Below are 16,856 nucleotides of genomic sequence, written 5' to 3'. Positions count from 1 at the left end.
GACACATGTGGCTACCAGGTGACGGTCACCTTCACCAGGTCCGTATAGCGGCTGACACGCGGAATGTCGGTCAATCGCTCAATGCGCGCATAAAGCGGCAGTTCCACGCTGCCGGTATCAGGCACCCGCCCGCTGATCGGCACGTCCACCGCCAGCGGGATCAGCCGCGCGGGGTCCTGGTAAAGCCGGTAGGGGATGGGTTTGCTGCCGGCAGCACTCGCCAGGTAGCGCACGTCACCGACGCCGCCATGCTGGCCGCCGTCGATGCGTAATTGGTAAGGGGTGTCCGGGTTGCACTCAAGGCGAGGTAGGCGCGCATTCATCAGCGCGGCCCCCAACGGACCCGCAGGATCGTCCAGGCGAGCGGTCTGGCCGAAGTCGAGCACACCCAGTTGTTCGACGCCGGCGCTGCGTTGCTGCCCGACCAATTGACAGCCACGCTGTACGTCTACCCGTACGTGCACTTGAAGGTCGGCGGCCCAGACGTTTGCACTGAGCATCACACTCGCCACTGCCACTCCAACGAATCCATTCACAGCCCAATCCTTCAGGTGAGGGTCGCTCCTGAAAGTCAGGTTAGCAATGGGTCGAGAAATTTCCAGCAAGGCGAAAGCCTGGATCCCTGGAAAAACGGGGGCTTTTATCCAGGACTATCGAGGTAGACGCGTAAAGCTTCGGAAAAAAAGTTGTACGCCCAGTATTTTCCCGTCCAATTTACCGCCCTCCCTCCGACAAAACTGGAAGCAAATTTCCCCAATTGGTTACACGGGGCCGACGCGGCTCGGGAGAGCCCGCTTGACGATTACAGGTGACATCCGTGGCCATTCGACCACCTGACCGCTGGCCTTCACTGCGCCGTCTCCTCGCCAGGGTATCGAGCATTCCTGCCAGGTGGTGGTCGGGGGAATAGACCCGGTTGGCGCGTAAACCGCTATCATGTCGCCTTTTTTCGGGCCTCAAAGCCCTCCCTTCATCAAGCGAATCTGTTCATGGACACCCTTGCCCAACTGCGCGCTGGCCTGCTGACTGGCGCCACGCGCCTGGACCTGGCCGCCGGCCTGACGCAATTCCCCCGGGAAATCCTCGACCTGGCGGACACGCTGCAGGTGCTCAACCTCAGTGGCAACGCCTTGAGCAGCCTGCCGGATGACTTTCATCGGCTACACCGGTTGCGGGTGCTGTTCTGTGACCGCAACTTGTTTACCGAGCTGCCCGCATGCCTGGGCCAGTGCGCCGCGCTGACCATGGTCGGTTTCAAGAGCAACCTCATTAAAACCGTGCCAGGCACTGCGCTCCCGCCGTTACTGCGCTGGTTGATCCTGACCGACAACCGCGTCACCGAGCTGCCGACCGAACTGGGCGAACGTCCGTATCTGCAAAAGCTGATGCTGGCTGGCAATCGCTTGACCCAGCTGCCGCAAAGCCTGCGCAACTGCCATCGACTGGAACTGACCCGGATCGCCGCCAACCAGTTGAGCGAATTACCCGACTGGCTGCTGACTTTACCGAGCCTGACCTGGCTGGCCTATGCCGGCAATCCACTGGAAACCGAAGCCGATGCTGGCGCGCTCGAGGCCACGCCGACCATTGACTGGGCGCAACTGCGCCTTGGGGAAAAACTCGGCGAAGGGGCCTCCGGTGTCATTCACCAGGCCGAGTGGCAGCAAGCCAAGGCCGTCGCGGTCAAGCTCTACAAGGGGCAAATGACCAGCGACGGCTCGCCGCTGCATGAAATGAACGCCTGCATCACCGCCGGCCTTCACCCCAACCTGATCAGGGTCGAGGGACGCATCGTCGAACACCCGCAAGCCCAGGCCGGGTTGGTCATGGAGCTGGTCGACCCCAGCTACCGCAACCTCGCCGGTTTGCCGAGCCTGGATTCCTGCAGCCGGGATGTCTACGCCGATGACACCCGGTTCAGTGCGGACGTGGCGTTGCGCATCGCCCGTGGCATCGCCTCGGTGGGTGAGCACCTGCACCGCCAGGGCATCACCCACGGTGACCTCTACGGCCACAACATCCTGTGGAACGAGCACGGTGATTGCCTGCTGGGGGACTTTGGCGCGGCGTCATTTCATGCCACGCAGGACAGTTTCGAGAGCCGTGCCTTGCAGCGCATCGAAGTGCGCGCGTTTGGGGTGCTGTTGGGAGAGTTGCTGGAGCGGATCGACTCGGGGTTGAGCGATCAGGCGCGAGAGCGGTTGGAGGACTTGCAGCAGCGCTGCTGTCAGGGTGACGTGCTGGCGCGGCCGGGGTTCAGCGAGATTGTGATCGAGTTGGATCGTTTTTGAGCGCATTTCATTGCGCGAGCGGGCTTGCCCCGGGCGGCATGCCAACGATGAGGGCCTGCCAGACGGCAAAGCCCTCACCCAATGACTCAATACATCAACCCGCCAACCCGACAAACATGTCCTGCACATCGTCGTGGTTATCGAGGCCTTCGAGGAAGGCTTCGACTTCAGCCATCTGCTCATCGCTCAGGCCGGTGACCGGGTTCTTCGGCTTGTAGCCCAGCTTCGCCGACAACACGGTGAAACCCTGCTCAGGCAAAGCCTTCTGCACCGAATCCAGATCGGTCGCCTCAGTGATGAACAGCGTTGCGCCCTCTTCACCTGGTTCAAAATCCTGTGCGCCGGCCTCGATGGCGGCCAGTTCCGGATCGGCGTCGGGGCTGTCCGGGGACGCCTCGATCAAGCCGACGTGGTCGAAGTCCCAGGCCACGGAACCGGAAGCGCCCAACTGCCCCTTGCGGAACGCAACGCGAATCTCGGCAACGGTACGGTTGATGTTGTCGGTCACACACTCAACGATCAACGGCACCTGGTGCGGCGCGAACCCTTCATAGGTCACGCGATGGTATTGCACGGTTTCGCCGAGCTGACCCGAGCCTTTCTTGATCGCACGTTCCAGGGTTTCGCGGGGCATCGAGGCTTTCTTGGCCTGTTCAACCACCAGGCGCAAGTGTGCGTTGGTGGCGACATCGGCGCCGTTGCGCGCAGCAATGGTGATTTCCTTCACCAGTTTGCCGAAGATTTTCCCCTTGGCGTTGGCTGCCGCTTCTTTGTGTTTAACCTTCCACTGTGCGCCCATTACTTACTCTCTTGGTCTGTGGCGCCGAAACATCTATTGGCCGACGCATCGCGCAAGTTTATACGGCCTAAAGGTGGCAATCGACCAAAAATTCCATCGTGCCGAATCGACATTTTCACCTCTTGTTGTAGGGCAATTCGGAAACCTGCTTTGCGATGACTCTAAACGGCTGTGGTTTCGTACCCTCTGCGCCTGTACTTCCTGGCCGAGGCGCGTTCGATGCATAACGATAAGGAAACCCCCTACACCCTGACCCTGCTCAATGGTGATCTAAGCCTGCAGGTCTTGCAGTTCAACGGTCGTGAAGCGCTCAACCAGCCCTTTCGGTTCGAGATCGAAGTGATCGGCCTGGCGCCCGCCATCAACCTCGATCGCCTGCTGCAACAACCGGTTTTTTTCAGCTTCGCCGATGGTCTGGGCGTGCACGGCATCATTCACAGCGCCAGCCGCGAACACCGGGGCACGCAACGGATCGACTATCGACTGGTGCTGGTGCCCTGGCTGCAAACTCTCGACCGGCAACCCTCGCGTCGGGTCTTTTATCAACTCAGTGTTCCCGCGATCCTGCGCCAGTTGCTGGAAGAAAACGGCCTGCCCGAAGACAGCTATCGTATTGAACTGCAGGACGGGCACTATCCTGCCAAGCCGTTCTGCATCCAGTTCGACGAAAGCGACCTGGCCTTTCTGCAACGGTTGTGCGAAGAGGAAGGCATCCACTATCACTTCGAGCACGAGCGCGAGCGCCATGTGCTGGTGCTGGCGGATGACAGCCAGAGTTTCCCTGCCCAACCGCTGTTGATGCGTTTCAACGGCGACGCACCGCAAGACCAACAGGCTCCGGTGATCAGCGAATTGTTCCAGCGCCACACTTCGCCACCGCTGGCCTCGCATCCCACTGCGCCACCGCTCGACCAGGAACGGCTCAGCCGCCGGATACTCGAGCGCCTGCGTTGCCGACACGGCCAGTTGCAGGGTCGCAGCAACCAGAGCGCCCTGCGCACCGGCGCCATTGTCCAGGTGTCGGAACACCCGTTGGCGCACTTCAACGACCAATGGCTGTTGATCGAAATCCGCCATCAGGGCCAGCAGCCTTCGATTCTCGAACGCCGTGACACCGAGAGGGCCCGTCAATACGGCAATCAGTTCACCGCCATTGTCTGGTCAACGGTGTTTCGCCCCGCGCTGACCCAGGCCCGGCCCGCGATTCCGGGGTTTCAACCGGCGAGGGTGCTGGGCCCGGTGGGCGAACCCGCTCAGTTGGACGATCAAGGTCGGGTGAAGGTGCGGTTATGGCCAACGGCGCCGGCCGATGCGGATCAACACAGCGGATTGTGGTTACCCATGGTGGTTACCACCCCCGATGGCCGGGTGGATCCTTCTCGCGTGCCGCTTGCGGGCAGCGAAGTGCTCATCAGTTTTCTCGACAGCGACCCGGACCGCCCGGTGCTGTACGCCACGGCGAGCCATCCGCCTACGCCGCGGCCAGCCCGGCAGTCCAGATGCGATGACCGGTTGTTGCTCGACTGGCTGATCCGGCCGATGGACACATAAGCGGCGCGCGCGGCTTGCCCGCGAACGCTGCAACGCGGCCTACCGCTCAGGCGCCAACCCAAAAAAGGCCTGAATCAAGCGTAAATCCCGCCGCCGCTCCATGCACGCCATCATGTGGCAGTTCACCAAGCCCTCCCCCATGATCGGCACCGCCGCCACCCGCGGGTCATGGCTGACTTCCACCGACGACACCACGCCAACCCCCAGTTGGGCCGCCACCGCCTCGGTCACAGCTTCGCGGCTGTCGAGCTCCAGCAGCACCCGAGGGTTCACACTGGCCTGGTTGCAGGCTTGATCGAAGGTCCGCCGAGTGATCGAACCCGGCTCGCGCAACACCATGATCACCTGGTCCAGATCCTTGAGGGAGACGCCCCGGGTCTTCGCCCATGGATGGCCGACGGGCACCAAGGCACACAGGCGTGACTCGCAGAGCGCCTGCAAATGTAACCCCTTGCGCGGCTCGACCTCGGTCAGCACCGCCACGTCCGCATGCTCGGACAACAGCGCCGCGAGGGTTTCCTGGGCGTTGCCCAGGCGCAGGTTCACGGTGATCCCCGGATAACGGACGCGCAAGCTCGCCAGCATCGGCATGACCAAGTGCGGTCCGTCCGCCGCGACTTCCAGGCGCCCGGTGAGCAACTGCCGGTTCGCCTCCAGCATCGCCTGCGCTTCCTCGGCGAGCCCGAACATCGCCCGGGTGATCGCCGCCAGCCTGGTGCCCTCTTCCGTCAATTCCACCCGTCGCGCGGTTCGGCGCAACAGCGTGATCTGGTAATGCTCCTCGAGGGCCTTGATGTGCCCGGTCACCGCCGGCTGACTGATGAACAGGCGCGCAGCTGCCCGGGTAAAGCTGCCCTCGCGGGCCACCGCATCGAAGGCACGCAACTGAAACAGGTTCATGAATAAGTCCTACTGATGGCTGGCATAACAACAAACAATTTGATTGATAAGTCGGCGAATTGCAATTTAGGCCCCGTAGCTTCACCCCATCGATTGCGAGGACACGAGATTGAGTACCGCAGCACCCATCCTGCTCACCCCCGGCCCATTGACCACGTCCACCCGCACACGCCAGGCGATGATGGTCGATTGGGGTTCATGGGATGACCGCTTCAACCAACTGACCGCCAACCTGTGCGAGCAACTGCTGACGATCATCAATGGCGGCGCCAGTCACCATTGCGTGCCCCTGCAAGGCAGCGGCACCTTTGCGGTGGAAGCGGCAATCGGCACGCTGGTGCCCCGTGACGGTAAAGTCCTGGTGTTGATCAATGGCGCCTACGGCAAGCGCCTGGCGAAAATCTGCGAAGTGCTCGGTCGCGCATTCAGCACCTTCGAAACCGCCGAAGACGAACCGGTCACCGCCGCCAACGTCGACCGCCTGTTGCGCGCCGATACCGGCATCAGCCACGTTGCGCTGATCCATTGCGAAACCAGCACGGGCATCCTCAATCCCCTGGCGGACATTGCCCAGGTGGTGCATCGACACGGCAAGCGCCTGATCATCGACGCCATGAGTTCCTTCGGTGCCCTGCCGGTCGATGCGCAGCAGATCCCGTTCGACGCGCTGATCGCGGCCTCGGGCAAATGCCTGGAAGGCGTCCCGGGCATGGGTTTCGTGTTTGCCCGAATGGAAGCGCTGGCCACTGCCGCTGGCAATTCGCATTCGCTGGCGATGGATCTGCACGACCAGCACGCCTACATGATGAAGACCGGCCAATGGCGCTTCACCCCGCCAACCCACGTGGTCGCGGCGCTGCACGAGGCCTTGCTGCAATACGTCGAAGAAGGCGGCCTGCCGGCGCGGCACGCGCGTTATGCCGCCAACTGCCAGGCGTTGATGGAAGAGATGAGCAGGCTGGGCTTGCGCAGCTTCCTGCCGGCAGCCATACAGGCGCCGATCATCGCCACCTTCCATGCACCAAAAGACCCGCGCTACCAGTTCAAGGCGTTTTATGAACGGGTCAAGGCCAAGGGTTACATCCTCTATCCCGGCAAATTGACCCAGGTCGAAACCTTCCGCGTCGGCTGCATCGGCCACGTACAACCGGCCGACATCCGCGCCGCCGTGGCGGCAATAGGCGAAGTGTTGCAAGAGATGGAAGTGACAGTCATCTAGACCCCAACCCATTCCCCCTGTAGGAGCGAGCATGCTCGCGATAGCAGTGTGTCAGGCAACATCCATGCTGAATGACAGACAGCAATCGCGAGCATGCTCGCTCCTACAGAGCGCTCAAACTCACCACAGGACTCGACCACCATGAACTACACCTACCCCACACAACTCCAGGCTGCCATCCTCGACTGGGCCGGCACCGTGGTCGACTTCGGCTCGTTCGCGCCGACGCAGATTTTCGTCGAAGCCTTCGCCGAGTTTGACGTTCAGATTGACATCGAAGAAGCCCGGGGCCCGATGGGCATGGGCAAGTGGGACCATATCCGCACACTGTGCAATCTGCCGGAGGTTGCCGAACGCTATCGCAAGGTGTTCGGTCGCACGCCGAACGACGATGACGTCACCACGATCTACCAACGCTTCATGCCGCTGCAAATCGAAAAAATCGCCGAGCACTCGGCGTTGATTCCAGGCGCCCTGGACACCATCGCCCAGCTGCGCCAGCAAGGGATCAAGATCGGTTCCTGTTCCGGCTACCCGAAGCAGGTCATGGACAAGGTCGTGGAACTGGCCGCCCACAACGGATACGTCGCCGACCATGTGGTGGCCACCGATGAAGTCCCCAACGGCCGACCATGGCCAGCCCAGGCACTGGCCAACGTGATCGCACTGGGTATCGAGGACGTGGCGGCGTGCGTGAAGATCGACGACACCGTGCCTGGCATCCTCGAAGGTCGCCGTGCCGGTATGTGGACCGTCGCTCTGCTCTGCTCGGGCAATGCGCTGGGCCTTGACTACGAAGGTTATCGAGCCCTCAACGGCGAGCAACTGGCCAGCGAACGCAAGCGCATCCAGGCCCTGTTCGCAAACTCACGCCCGCACTACATGATCGACACCATCGTCGAATTGCCGTCCGTGATCGCCGACATCAACCGGCGCCTGGCCAATGGCGAGATGCCTCAATCCGCCTGATTACCCTCCCCCCTGTAGGAGCGGGGTTTGTTGACCTGGCGCACAGGCAAAGACGCTTAAACAGGATTACAGTTAAGGCACACCGTCGACCAAGAACGGTGGCTTGAGTTAACCCGTGAGGAACGTCGCATGCCCTGGAAAAACTCCGAGTCCCGCTACAGCACGGTCTCGATCACACTGCACTGGTTGATGCTGGTCCTGCTGGCACTGGTTTACGCCTGCATCGAATTTCGCGGAATTTTTCCCAAAGGCAGCGGCGGACGAACGTTGATCGTCGAGTCGCACTTCATGCTCGGCCTCACGGTATTCGTGCTGGTGTGGTTCAGGTTGTTGGCCCGCAGCCTCGGCCCCGCACCACAGATCTTCCCCGCCTCGCCGAAATGGCAAACCACCCTCGCCCGGTTGATGCACTGGGCGCTCTACCTGTTCATGATCGTAATGCCGATTCTCGGTTGGCTGGTCACCAGTGCCAAAGGCAATCAAGTGATGTTCTACGGTTTTGACCTGCCGCTGCTGGTCTCTGAAGACAAAGCACTGGCCAGGCAGATCCAGAACTGGCATGAACTGGGTGGCACCCTCGGCTACTGGCTGATCGGTCTGCACGCACTGGCGGGGCTTTATCATCACTATGTGGTGCGTGATAACACGTTGCTGCGCATGATGCCCAAGCGAAACTGATCACCGATCAGGCAAACCCTCGGCGGCCCTGCAAGCCGCCGGTGTGGATGAAGATCAAACGCATTCCTGTCTTGAATCGCCCAGCTTCGACTTGTTGCTTGAGCGCCAGCAGGGCCTTGCCGGTGTACAGCGGTTCGAGGGGAATGCCGCTGACCGCTTCGGTCTGGGCGATAAACTCCAGCAACCCTGGATCAACGTTGCCGAAGCCTCCCCGGCTGGCGTCGAACAACTCGTAATGCGCTGGCGGCACTTGCGCCTCTCGCGCAATGGCTTCGACCTGCTGCGCCACGCCATGATCATCAGGCACCGCCAGGGCTCCGTACACCGGATGCTCACCGGTTTCAGCCAGCATCAACCCTGCCAGCGTGGTGCCGGTGCCGCAGGCCAGCCACCAGCCGTCATAGTCGCTCCAGCCCAGGCCGTTCAGTTGCGCGCCGACCATCGCCTTCAGCGGCATGCAGCCAATGGCGCCCGGCAAACCGCCGCCCCCTTCGGGCACCGGCCACAGGTCGGGGTACTGCGTCTGCCAGGGTTCCCAAAAACCCGGCTGATGCCGCGCGCGATAACCGCCGTAGCCCAACCAGTGCAACTGCATGCCCATCGCCTGCAAGTCGTTGACCGTTGGCGTGTCCTGCGCATGGCCGCGCAACAGCCCCACGGTGCGAAAACCCAGGCGTTGACCCGCGGCAGCCAATGCGTGCAAATGATTGGAATGGGCACCGCCCAAGCTGATGATGCCCTTTGCACCGGCGCGCTCAACGGCCTTGAGGTGTTCGGTGAGCTTGAACCATTTATTGCCGCTGATGAGCGGGTCGATCTGGTCGAGGCGCAGGATGGCGAGTTCGATGTTGGCGGGGGTGAGCCAGTCCAGGTGGAGGCGTTCCAGGGGGGGTGGGGGAAACATGAGGCTGGCTCTGGGTTAAGAGCCGGCATTTTAGCAGTCTTCAAGGACTGCCATCGTCGGAACGCCGCCCGGAGCAAGCCCGCTCCTACAATGGTCAGGTGATCCCTGTAGGAGCGGGCTTGCCCCGGGCGGCGTTCCGACGATGGCCATTGGCAGGAAGACCCTGCCTGTTACAACTCCGCCGCCAACCGCGACCCCTGATTGATCGCCCGCTTGGCATCCAACTCCGCCGCCACGTCCGCGCCGCCGATCAGGTGCACATTTTGCCCCGCCGCCACCAGGCCGTCGTGCAGCTCACGCAACGGGTCCTGCCCGGCGCAGATGACGACGTTGTCCACCGCCAGCACCTGCGGTTCGCCGCTTTCGCCGATGCGAATGTGCAGGCCTTCGTCGTCGATCTTCAAGTATTCGACGCTGTTGAGCATCTGCACCTGCTTGTTCTTCAGCCCCGTACGGTGGATCCAGCCGGTGGTCTTGCCAAGGCCGTCACCGACCTTGGATTTCTTGCGTTGCAGCAGGAACACTTCACGGGCCGGGGCATGGGGCTGGGCCTTGACGCCGGCCACGCCGCCGCGCGCCTCAAGGTGGGTATCAATGCCCCACTCCTTCCAGAACGCCTCACGGTCCAGGCTGGTCGCCACGCCCTGGTGCACCAGGAACTCCGACACGTCGAAGCCAATGCCACCGGCACCGATGACCGCAACGCGCTTGCCAACCGGCTTGCGCTCCAGGATCACGTCCAGGTAGCTAAGCACCTTGGTATTGTCGACCCCTTCAATCGCCGGGGTACGCGGGGCGATACCGGTGGCCAGGATGATTTCGTCATAACCGCCTTCGACCAGTTGCGCGACGTCGACGCGGGTGTTCAGGCACACCTCGACGTTGCTGGTCTGCAGCTTGCGGTTGAAGTAGCGCAGGGTTTCATAGAACTCTTCCTTGCCCGGCACACGCTTGGCCACGTTGAACTGGCCGCCGATCTCGCTGGCCGAATCGAACAGCGTCACCTGATGGCCACGCTCAGCGGCCACGGTGGCGGCCGACAAGCCCGCCGGGCCTGCACCGACCACCGCGATCCTCTTCAGGCTTTGCACCGGCAGGTAGTTGAGTTCGGTTTCGTGGCAGGCACGCGGGTTGACCAGGCAGCTGGTCAGCTTGCCGCCGAAGGTGTGGTCCAGGCACGCCTGGTTGCAACCGATGCAGGTGTTGATTTCATCGGCGCGGCCAGCGGCGGCCTTGTTAACGAAGTCCGGGTCGGCGAGGAACGGCCGCGCCATCGACACCATGTCAGCGTCGCCTTCGGCAAGAATCTGCTCGGCCACTTCCGGGGTATTGATGCGGTTGGTGGTGATCAGCGGAATGCTCACCGAACCGCGCAGTTTTGCCGTGACCTTGCTGAAGGCCGCCCGTGGCACCTTCGTGGCGATGGTCGGAATGCGCGCTTCGTGCCAGCCGATACCGGTGTTGATGAGGGTCGCGCCAGCCTGTTCGATGGCCTTGGCCAGGGTGACGATTTCTTCCCAGGTGCTGCCGCCTTCCACCAGATCGAGCATCGACAAGCGGAAGATAATGATGAAATTCGGCCCCACCGCCTCACGCACCCGGCGCACGATTTCCACCGGCAGGCGCATGCGGTTTTCGTAGCTGCCGCCCCAACGGTCGGTGCGGTGGTTGGTGTGGGCGGCGAGGAACTGGTTAATGAAATACCCTTCCGAGCCCATGATCTCGACGCCGTCGTATTCGGCTTTCTGCGCCAGCACGGAGCAGGTGACGAAATCGCTGATTTGCTTCTCGATGCCTTCCTCGTCCAACTCTTTAGGCTTGAACGGGTTGATAGGCGCCTGGATGGCACTCGGCGCGACTTGCTTGGGGCTGTAGGCATAACGGCCGGCGTGGAGGATCTGCATGCAGATCTTGCCGCCCGCCTCGTGCACCGCACGGGTGACGATCTGGTGCTTGAGCGCCTCTTCCTCGGTGGTCAGCTTGGCCGCACCCGAGTACACCCCGCCCTCGTCGTTCGGGCCGATACCACCGGTCACCATCAGGCCCACACCGCCACGGGCGCGCTCGGCAAAATACGCCGCCATGCGCTCGAAGCCGCCCGGCTTTTCTTCAAGGCCCGTGTGCATCGAGCCCATCAGGGTGCGGTTGCGCAGCGTGGTGAAGCCCAGGTCCAGCGGGGCCAGCAGGTGCGGGTAATGAGCGGCGGTCATCGGAAACTCCACGTCGAGCGATCACGGATAAAGTGGGGGGGCTCTTTGGCACCCCTCTGTCATGAACAACAGATTATGGGCACTCAGGTGACGGCTCAATGACCATAACTGACAACTTGATGACCTAATCGTGCAGCTAATGGTCGCATGGCGTCTCAGGCGCAGTGAGTCCTGCACCTGAATTCGTATACCATATGCGCAAATCAGTCCGAACGATCGCCACCGTGACCCAACCCAAATTCAACGCTCCCGACCTGGGCAACGCGCCCTCGACCTCGGAAATCATTACCCGCCACCTGCGTGACGCCATCGTCGCCGGGCATTTCGCCGAGGACGAACCGATTCGCCAGGACGACATCGCCCGCCAGTTCAATGTCAGCAAGATTCCCGTGCGCGAAGCACTCAAGCGCCTGGAAGCTGAAGGCCTGGTGATGTTCCAGCGCAATCGCGGCGCGATGGTTACGCGGGTGTCGGATGCCGAATTGGCGCAAATGTTCGAAGTGCGCATGCTGCTCGAAGACAAGGTGCTGCGCCTGGCCATTCCCAACATGACCGAGGCTACCTTCGCCCGGGCCGAGCGCATCTGTCAGGAGTTTGTCGGCGAGGATGACGTCGGGCGCTGGGCCGAGCTCAACTGGGAACTGCACGCCTGCCTGTATGAGCCGGCGCAACGGCCGTTTTTGGTGAACCTGATCCGCTCGGTCAATGACAAGCTCGAGCGTTACCTGCGCATGCAGATGAGCCTGTCCGCCGGCAAGGAACGCGCCGACCACGAACACCGCGAGATCATTGCCGCCTGCCGTGCCGGTGATGTCGACCGCGCGGTTAGCCTGCTCGACGAACACATCGCCGGGGTGTGCCAAACCCTGTTCGAGCACCTGCCCCACCATCATTGACGGCTGGCTGTCCTGTGCCGATTTCGTCATCGGTGCAGAATAAATCCATCAAGCCGCGACGCCCTGTACACGCCACGCTTGCGTTCATCTATCCGAACGCGAGAGTGGTCCCTTCATGAAACGCATCAGCGTGATCGACTCCCACACCGGCGGCGAACCCACCCGCCTGGTGACCGCCGGTTTTCCCGACCTGGGTAACGGCAGCATGGCCGAACGCCGCCAGCTTCTGGCCGAACAACACGACGACTGGCGCGCCGCCTGCGTACTCGAACCACGGGGCAGCGACGTGCTGGTGGGCGCGCTGCTGTGCGAGCCGGTCGACCCCAGCGCCTGTGCCGGGGTAATCTTCTTCAACAACACCGGTTACCTGGGCATGTGCGGCCACGGCACCATCGGCCTGGTGGCTTCGCTGGCGCACCTGGGCAAAATCGGTCCGGGCGTGCACTGCATCGAGACGCCGGTGGGCACGGTGCAGGCCACTTTGCACGCCGACCACAGCGTCAGTGTGCGCAACGTGCCGGCCTACCGTTATCGTAAGGCGGTGACGTTGCAGGTGCCGGGCATCGGTGAGGTGACAGGAGACATCGCCTGGGGCGGCAACTGGTTTTTCCTGATCGCCGAGCATGGCCTGCGGGTGGCCGGGGACAATCTCGATGCGCTGACTGCTTACACCTACGCTGTGCAACAGGCGCTGGACGTGCAAGGCATTCGCGGTGAAGACGGCGGCTTGATCGACCACGTCGAGTTGTTCGCCGACGACGCCCAGGCCGACAGCCGCAACTTCGTGCTCTGCCCCGGCAAGGCCTACGACCGCTCCCCCTGCGGCACCGGCACCAGCGCCAAGCTGGCGTGCCTGGCCGCCGACGACAAATTGCAGCCGGGGCAGATCTGGCGCCAGGCCAGCGTGATCCGCAGCGAGTTCGAGGGCTCCTACGAGTGGCAAGGCGAGCGCATCGTCCCGACGATTCGTGGCCGTGCTTTCATCAGCGCCGAAGCGAGCCTGATCATCGAGCAGGACGACCCGTTCGCCTGGGGCATTCGCCCATGAACCAAGGCCTGGTGGCCGATGTGATCGTGATCGGCGCGGGCATCATCGGCGCCGCCTGCGCCCAGGCGTTGGCCCGGCGTGGCCTGCGCGTGCAGGTCCTGGACGCCGGCCTGCACGGTGCCACGGCTGCCGGCATGGGCCACTTGCTCGTACTGGACGACAACCCCGCGGAACTGGCCCTGAGCCAATACTCGTTGCAACGCTGGCGTGAACAGGCACCGCAGTTGCCCGACGGTTGCGCTTACCGCAGCAACGGCACCTTGTGGCTGGCGGCCAACTCCGAAGAAATGGCCGTGGCCGAGAGCAAATGCCTCAATCTGCAAGCCCAGGGCGTGACGTGCGAACTGGTCGCACGCCACGCCTTGCGCGAGCGCGAACCGGCGCTGCGCGAAGGCCTGGACGGTGGCTTGCTGATCAACGGCGACGGCATTCTCTACGCACCCGCCACCGCCCGCTGGATGCTCGATCACGCCAACATCGAACAACGGCGGGCGCGGGTCAACGAGGTGGACGGTAACCGCGTACGCCTCGAAGACGGCCAGTGGTTGCAGGCCGAAGCGGTCATCCTGGCCAACGGCATCCAGGCCAACGAGCTGTGCCCGGAGTTGCCCATCGAACCGAAAAAGGGTCACCTGCTAATCACCGACCGCTACCCCGGCACCGTCACCCACACGCTGGTGGAACTGGGTTATGTCACCAGCGCCCATAACGCCAAGGGCCCGTCCACCGCCTGCAACATCCAGCCACGGCCGACCGGGCAATTGTTCATCGGCGCTTCGCGGCAGTTCGGCACCACCGACCCGCAAGTCGAGGGCTGGATGCTGGCGAAGATGCTCAAGCGCGCCACCGAATACATGCCGGACCTGGCCCACCTCAACGGCATTCGCGCCTGGACCGGTTTTCGCGCCGCCAGCCCCGACGGCCTGCCGCTGGTGGGCCAGCACCCACAACGCAAAGGCCTGTGGCTGGCGGTCGGACACGAAGGACTGGGGGTCACCACGGCGCCCGGCACCGCCGACCTGCTGGTCGCGCAGCTGTTCAACGAAGCGTCGCCGCTGGCGGCGCCACCCTATTTACCAGAACGTTTCCTCGGGGAGGTCGTGCATGCCTGACGTGATTGTGGATGGCCGCGCCCTGCACGTGGCCGAAGGCACCACCGTGGCCGCCGCCCTCGCCCTGGCGGGTGACGGCACCACCCGCACCGCCGTCGCCGGCCAGCGCCGTGCGCCGCTGTGCGGCATGGGCATCTGCCAGGAATGCCGCGTCACCATCAACGGCCGCCGCCGGCTGGCCTGCCAGACCCTGTGCCAAAACGACATGCACGTGCAGACCCGACCATGAACGAATACGCCGACCTTTTGATCATTGGCGCCGGCCCCGCCGGCATGAGCGCCGCCCTCGCCGCCGCGCCCAGTGGCGCGCGCATCGTGGTGCTCGACGACAACCCGCTGTCCGGCGGCCAGATCTGGCGCGACGGACCCCAGGCCAGCCTGCCAAAACAGGCACGGCAACTGCGCGAGCGCCTGCACGCCTGCGCCAACATCCGTCATCACCCTGGCACGCGGGTCATCGCCTGCCCGGGGCACAAACAGTTACTGGTGGAAGATGCCGAACGCGGCTGGCTGATCGACTACGACAAACTGATCCTGTGCACTGGCGCCCGCGAATTGCTGCTGCCCTTCCCCGGCTGGACATTGCCGGGCGTCACCGGGGCCGGCGGGCTCCAGGCCCTGATCAAGGGCGGCCTGCCGGTGCAAGGCGAACGGGTAGTCGTCGCCGGCAGCGGCCCGCTATTGCTCGCCAGTGCTGCCACTGCCAAACACAATGGAGCGCAGGTGGCGCGCATCGCCGAGCAGGCGTCTTTGGCCGCCGTCGCGGGATTCGCGCTGCAACTGCCGCGTTGGCCGGGCAAGCTTGTGCAGTCCCTGTATCTGTTCGATCGCCAGTACCGCACCGACACCCATGTGGTGGCGGCATTGGGCAGCGACCGCCTGGAAGGTGTACGCCTGAGCCAGCAGGGCACGATTGTCGAACTGGACTGTGATCGACTCGCCTGTGGTTTCGGCTTGATTCCCAACGTTCAGCTGGGTCAGGCGTTGGGCTGCGAGGTGACGGGCTCCGCGCTGGCGGTGGATGCCTGGCAGGCGACGAGTCTGGCCGATCATTATGCGGCGGGGGAATGCACCGGGTTTGGGGGCAGTGAGCTGGCGTTGGTCGAGGGGGAAATTGCCGGGCTTGCGGCGGTTGGCGAAACCTCTGCCGCTGAACAGCTCTGGCCACGTCGGGCGCGATGGCAGGGGTTTGCACGGGCGTTGAATGGGGCGTTTCGGCTTGATCCCAAGCTTAAGGCGTTGGCCCAGGCCGATACTCTGGTGTGCCGCTGTGAAGACGTGCCTTACGCCGCCATCGCCGGGCACCGCGACTGGCGTGAGGCCAAACTGGCCAGCCGTTGCGGCATGGGTGCCTGTCAGGGGCGGGTGTGTGGTGGGGCGTTGCAATACCTGTTCGACTGGCAACCCTCGCCCCCACGCCCGCCCTTCAGCCCGGCGCGGATCGAAACGTTTTTATGTGTGGATGAGACGCCGCCTGCTTGAATGGCTGACGCCGGGTTTTCTGACCTGTGCGTCCCCCCTGTAGGAGCGGGCTTGCCCGCGATGGCGACCTTCGGGCCGACCGTTTTTTTTGGATTGGGTACATATCCATTGCTGCGGTAACGGCCGCTTATGGTTTCGCCCTTACGGCGACTCACTTTTTTACAAACGCCCGGAATGCCGGCCCAGAAAAAAAGTAAGCAAAAAACGCTAGCCCCAAGCGTACGGTCCCTCGCCTAGGCTCGGGATACCCTCGCTCCGGCATCCATCCGGGGACATCGCCTCCGGTTTGCTTCGCTGCACCTCCTCTCGATGTGTGCGGCTGCGCCGCACGGCGCTGCGCGCCCACTCCCCGGATGAATGCCTCCACTCAGCCTGCCGAAGGGGCGGGTGGATCAAGATCAAAAGCTTGCAAGGCGAGCTAACGCTCGGCCTCGTGGTTTGGTTTGACTGGCGCAGTCCTTGTGGGAGCGGGCTTGCTCGCGAAAGCGATCTTGCAATCGCCACTGCATCTGCTGGTGTACACCATCCCTGTAGGAGCGAGCATGCTCGCGATGGACGTCAACGATGACGCTGGCTGCCTGATACCCCGCGGTGCCCGAACCACCATCGCGAGCATGCTCGCTCCTACAGGAGAAGAGGTTTACGTTTAACGGTGATGGTGAAATATCGGATAGCGCCTACAAGTCTTTGTAGGCAAACTCCGAATCTTGCTGTTGGGCACTTTGATGCCTTGTTGCGTGTTTTTTCGGGGGATAGTCTCGGGTCGTCGCTGGGTATTCAGCGATCGGGCTTGGAAA

At 62.9% G+C, this 16,856-nt stretch carries 15 protein-coding genes; 10 read left to right on the top strand and 5 right to left on the bottom strand.

The genetic code is table 11. The features are described from left to right. Positions 1-11: 11 nt before the first annotated feature. Positions 12-500, bottom strand: coding sequence for a Csu type fimbrial protein (locus tag AB4O36_RS06345; protein ID WP_460126618.1), 489 nt, complete (start codon positions 498-500; stop codon positions 12-14). Positions 501-989: 489 nt separating this feature from the next. On the opposite strand from AB4O36_RS06345, the gene AB4O36_RS06340 reads away from it, so the two are divergent. Beyond that, entirely contained in the window at positions 990-2,291 is a 1,302-nt protein-coding gene (locus tag AB4O36_RS06340) for a protein kinase (RefSeq protein ID WP_460141272.1), read from the top strand. 94 nt (positions 2,292-2,385) lie between these two features. Here the strand turns inward: AB4O36_RS06340 and AB4O36_RS06335 are convergent, their stop codons facing one another. Then, entirely contained in the window at positions 2,386-3,090 is a 705-nt protein-coding gene (locus AB4O36_RS06335) for a YebC/PmpR family DNA-binding transcriptional regulator (protein WP_460122561.1), read from the bottom strand. A 219-nt stretch (positions 3,091-3,309) separates the two neighbouring features. On the opposite strand from AB4O36_RS06335, the gene AB4O36_RS06330 reads away from it, so the two are divergent. Further along, on the top strand, positions 3,310-4,641 hold the full coding sequence (locus AB4O36_RS06330; RefSeq protein WP_460141271.1) for a type VI secretion system Vgr family protein: 1,332 nt from the start codon (positions 3,310-3,312) through the stop codon (positions 4,639-4,641). A 39-nt stretch (positions 4,642-4,680) separates the two neighbouring features. Here the strand turns inward: AB4O36_RS06330 and AB4O36_RS06325 are convergent, their stop codons facing one another. Further along, positions 4,681-5,541 carry a LysR substrate-binding domain-containing protein gene (locus tag AB4O36_RS06325; protein WP_460141270.1) on the bottom strand — a complete coding sequence of 287 codons (861 nt, stop codon included), beginning with the start codon at positions 5,539-5,541 and terminating at the stop codon, positions 4,681-4,683. A 109-nt stretch (positions 5,542-5,650) separates the two neighbouring features. On the opposite strand from AB4O36_RS06325, the gene AB4O36_RS06320 reads away from it, so the two are divergent. The 3 genes from AB4O36_RS06320 (at position 5,651) to AB4O36_RS06310 (ending at position 8,407) form a co-directional block, all read left to right on the top strand. After that, positions 5,651-6,760, top strand: a complete 1,110-nt coding sequence (locus AB4O36_RS06320; RefSeq protein ID WP_460141269.1) for a 2-aminoethylphosphonate--pyruvate transaminase — start codon at positions 5,651-5,653, stop codon at positions 6,758-6,760. A 141-nt stretch (positions 6,761-6,901) separates the two neighbouring features. Next, the gene (gene phnX / locus AB4O36_RS06315; protein ID WP_460141268.1) at positions 6,902-7,729 is read left to right on the top strand and encodes a phosphonoacetaldehyde hydrolase; all 828 of its coding nucleotides are present in this window, start codon (positions 6,902-6,904) and stop codon (positions 7,727-7,729) included. A 129-nt stretch (positions 7,730-7,858) separates the two neighbouring features. Beyond that, positions 7,859-8,407 carry a cytochrome b gene (locus AB4O36_RS06310; RefSeq protein WP_460141267.1) on the top strand — a complete coding sequence of 183 codons (549 nt, stop codon included), beginning with the start codon at positions 7,859-7,861 and terminating at the stop codon, positions 8,405-8,407. Positions 8,408-8,414: 7 nt separating this feature from the next. Here AB4O36_RS06310 and AB4O36_RS06305 read toward each other — a convergent pair whose 3' ends face one another. After that, positions 8,415-9,311, bottom strand: coding sequence for a 1-aminocyclopropane-1-carboxylate deaminase/D-cysteine desulfhydrase (locus tag AB4O36_RS06305; RefSeq protein WP_460141266.1), 897 nt, complete (start codon positions 9,309-9,311; stop codon positions 8,415-8,417). A 170-nt stretch (positions 9,312-9,481) separates the two neighbouring features. Continuing rightward, a complete protein-coding gene (locus AB4O36_RS06300; protein WP_460141265.1) occupies positions 9,482-11,521 on the bottom strand; it encodes an oxidoreductase in 2,040 nt (679 codons plus the stop codon). A 224-nt stretch (positions 11,522-11,745) separates the two neighbouring features. On the opposite strand from AB4O36_RS06300, the gene AB4O36_RS06295 reads away from it, so the two are divergent. From AB4O36_RS06295 to AB4O36_RS06275, 5 genes are all read left to right on the top strand, one after another. Next, positions 11,746-12,417: a GntR family transcriptional regulator gene (locus AB4O36_RS06295; protein ID WP_460122546.1), complete on the top strand. Its 672-nt coding sequence runs from the start codon at positions 11,746-11,748 to the stop codon at positions 12,415-12,417. A gap of 115 nt (positions 12,418-12,532) precedes the next feature. Further along, positions 12,533-13,465, top strand: a complete 933-nt coding sequence (locus AB4O36_RS06290) for a 4-hydroxyproline epimerase (protein WP_460141264.1) — start codon at positions 12,533-12,535, stop codon at positions 13,463-13,465. Next, a complete protein-coding gene (locus tag AB4O36_RS06285) occupies positions 13,462-14,577 on the top strand; it encodes an NAD(P)/FAD-dependent oxidoreductase (protein WP_460141263.1) in 1,116 nt (371 codons plus the stop codon). The genes AB4O36_RS06290 and AB4O36_RS06285 overlap by 4 nt, the downstream gene beginning before the upstream one ends. Then, positions 14,570-14,806 (top strand): 2Fe-2S iron-sulfur cluster-binding protein, encoded by a 237-nt coding sequence (locus tag AB4O36_RS06280; protein ID WP_460141262.1) that lies wholly within the window; start codon positions 14,570-14,572, stop codon positions 14,804-14,806. The genes AB4O36_RS06285 and AB4O36_RS06280 overlap by 8 nt, the downstream gene beginning before the upstream one ends. After that, the gene (locus tag AB4O36_RS06275; protein ID WP_460141261.1) at positions 14,803-16,059 is read left to right on the top strand and encodes an FAD-dependent oxidoreductase; all 1,257 of its coding nucleotides are present in this window, start codon (positions 14,803-14,805) and stop codon (positions 16,057-16,059) included. The genes AB4O36_RS06280 and AB4O36_RS06275 overlap by 4 nt, the downstream gene beginning before the upstream one ends. Positions 16,060-16,856 lie beyond the last annotated feature (797 nt).

The organism is Pseudomonas sp. S2_E01 (genome assembly GCF_054668365.1).
The sequence above is the reverse complement of the archived record's forward strand: the minus strand, read 5'-3'. Positions and strand labels throughout refer to the sequence as shown.

Bases quoted from the DNA above. Each gene is read 5' to 3' on its own strand.
- AB4O36_RS06310 (WP_460141267.1), top strand. From the start codon at position 7,859: ATGCCCTGGAAAAACTCCGAGTCCCGCTACAGCACGGTCTCGATCACA.
- AB4O36_RS06330 (WP_460141271.1), top strand. From the start codon at position 3,310: ATGCATAACGATAAGGAAACCCCCTACACCCTGACCCTGCTCAATGGT.
- phnX (WP_460141268.1), top strand. From the start codon at position 6,902: ATGAACTACACCTACCCCACACAACTCCAGGCTGCCATCCTCGACTGG.
- AB4O36_RS06325 (WP_460141270.1), bottom strand. From the start codon at position 5,541: ATGAACCTGTTTCAGTTGCGTGCCTTCGATGCGGTGGCCCGCGAGGGC.
- AB4O36_RS06305 (WP_460141266.1), bottom strand. From the start codon at position 9,311: ATGTTTCCCCCACCCCCCCTGGAACGCCTCCACCTGGACTGGCTCACC.
- AB4O36_RS06280 (WP_460141262.1), top strand. From the start codon at position 14,570: ATGCCTGACGTGATTGTGGATGGCCGCGCCCTGCACGTGGCCGAAGGC.
- AB4O36_RS06340 (WP_460141272.1), top strand. From the start codon at position 990: ATGGACACCCTTGCCCAACTGCGCGCTGGCCTGCTGACTGGCGCCACG.
- AB4O36_RS06345 (WP_460126618.1), bottom strand. From the start codon at position 500: ATGCTCAGTGCAAACGTCTGGGCCGCCGACCTTCAAGTGCACGTACGG.
- AB4O36_RS06285 (WP_460141263.1), top strand. From the start codon at position 13,462: ATGAACCAAGGCCTGGTGGCCGATGTGATCGTGATCGGCGCGGGCATC.
- AB4O36_RS06300 (WP_460141265.1), bottom strand. From the start codon at position 11,521: ATGACCGCCGCTCATTACCCGCACCTGCTGGCCCCGCTGGACCTGGGC.
- AB4O36_RS06290 (WP_460141264.1), top strand. From the start codon at position 12,533: ATGAAACGCATCAGCGTGATCGACTCCCACACCGGCGGCGAACCCACC.
- AB4O36_RS06275 (WP_460141261.1), top strand. From the start codon at position 14,803: ATGAACGAATACGCCGACCTTTTGATCATTGGCGCCGGCCCCGCCGGC.
- AB4O36_RS06335 (WP_460122561.1), bottom strand. From the start codon at position 3,090: ATGGGCGCACAGTGGAAGGTTAAACACAAAGAAGCGGCAGCCAACGCC.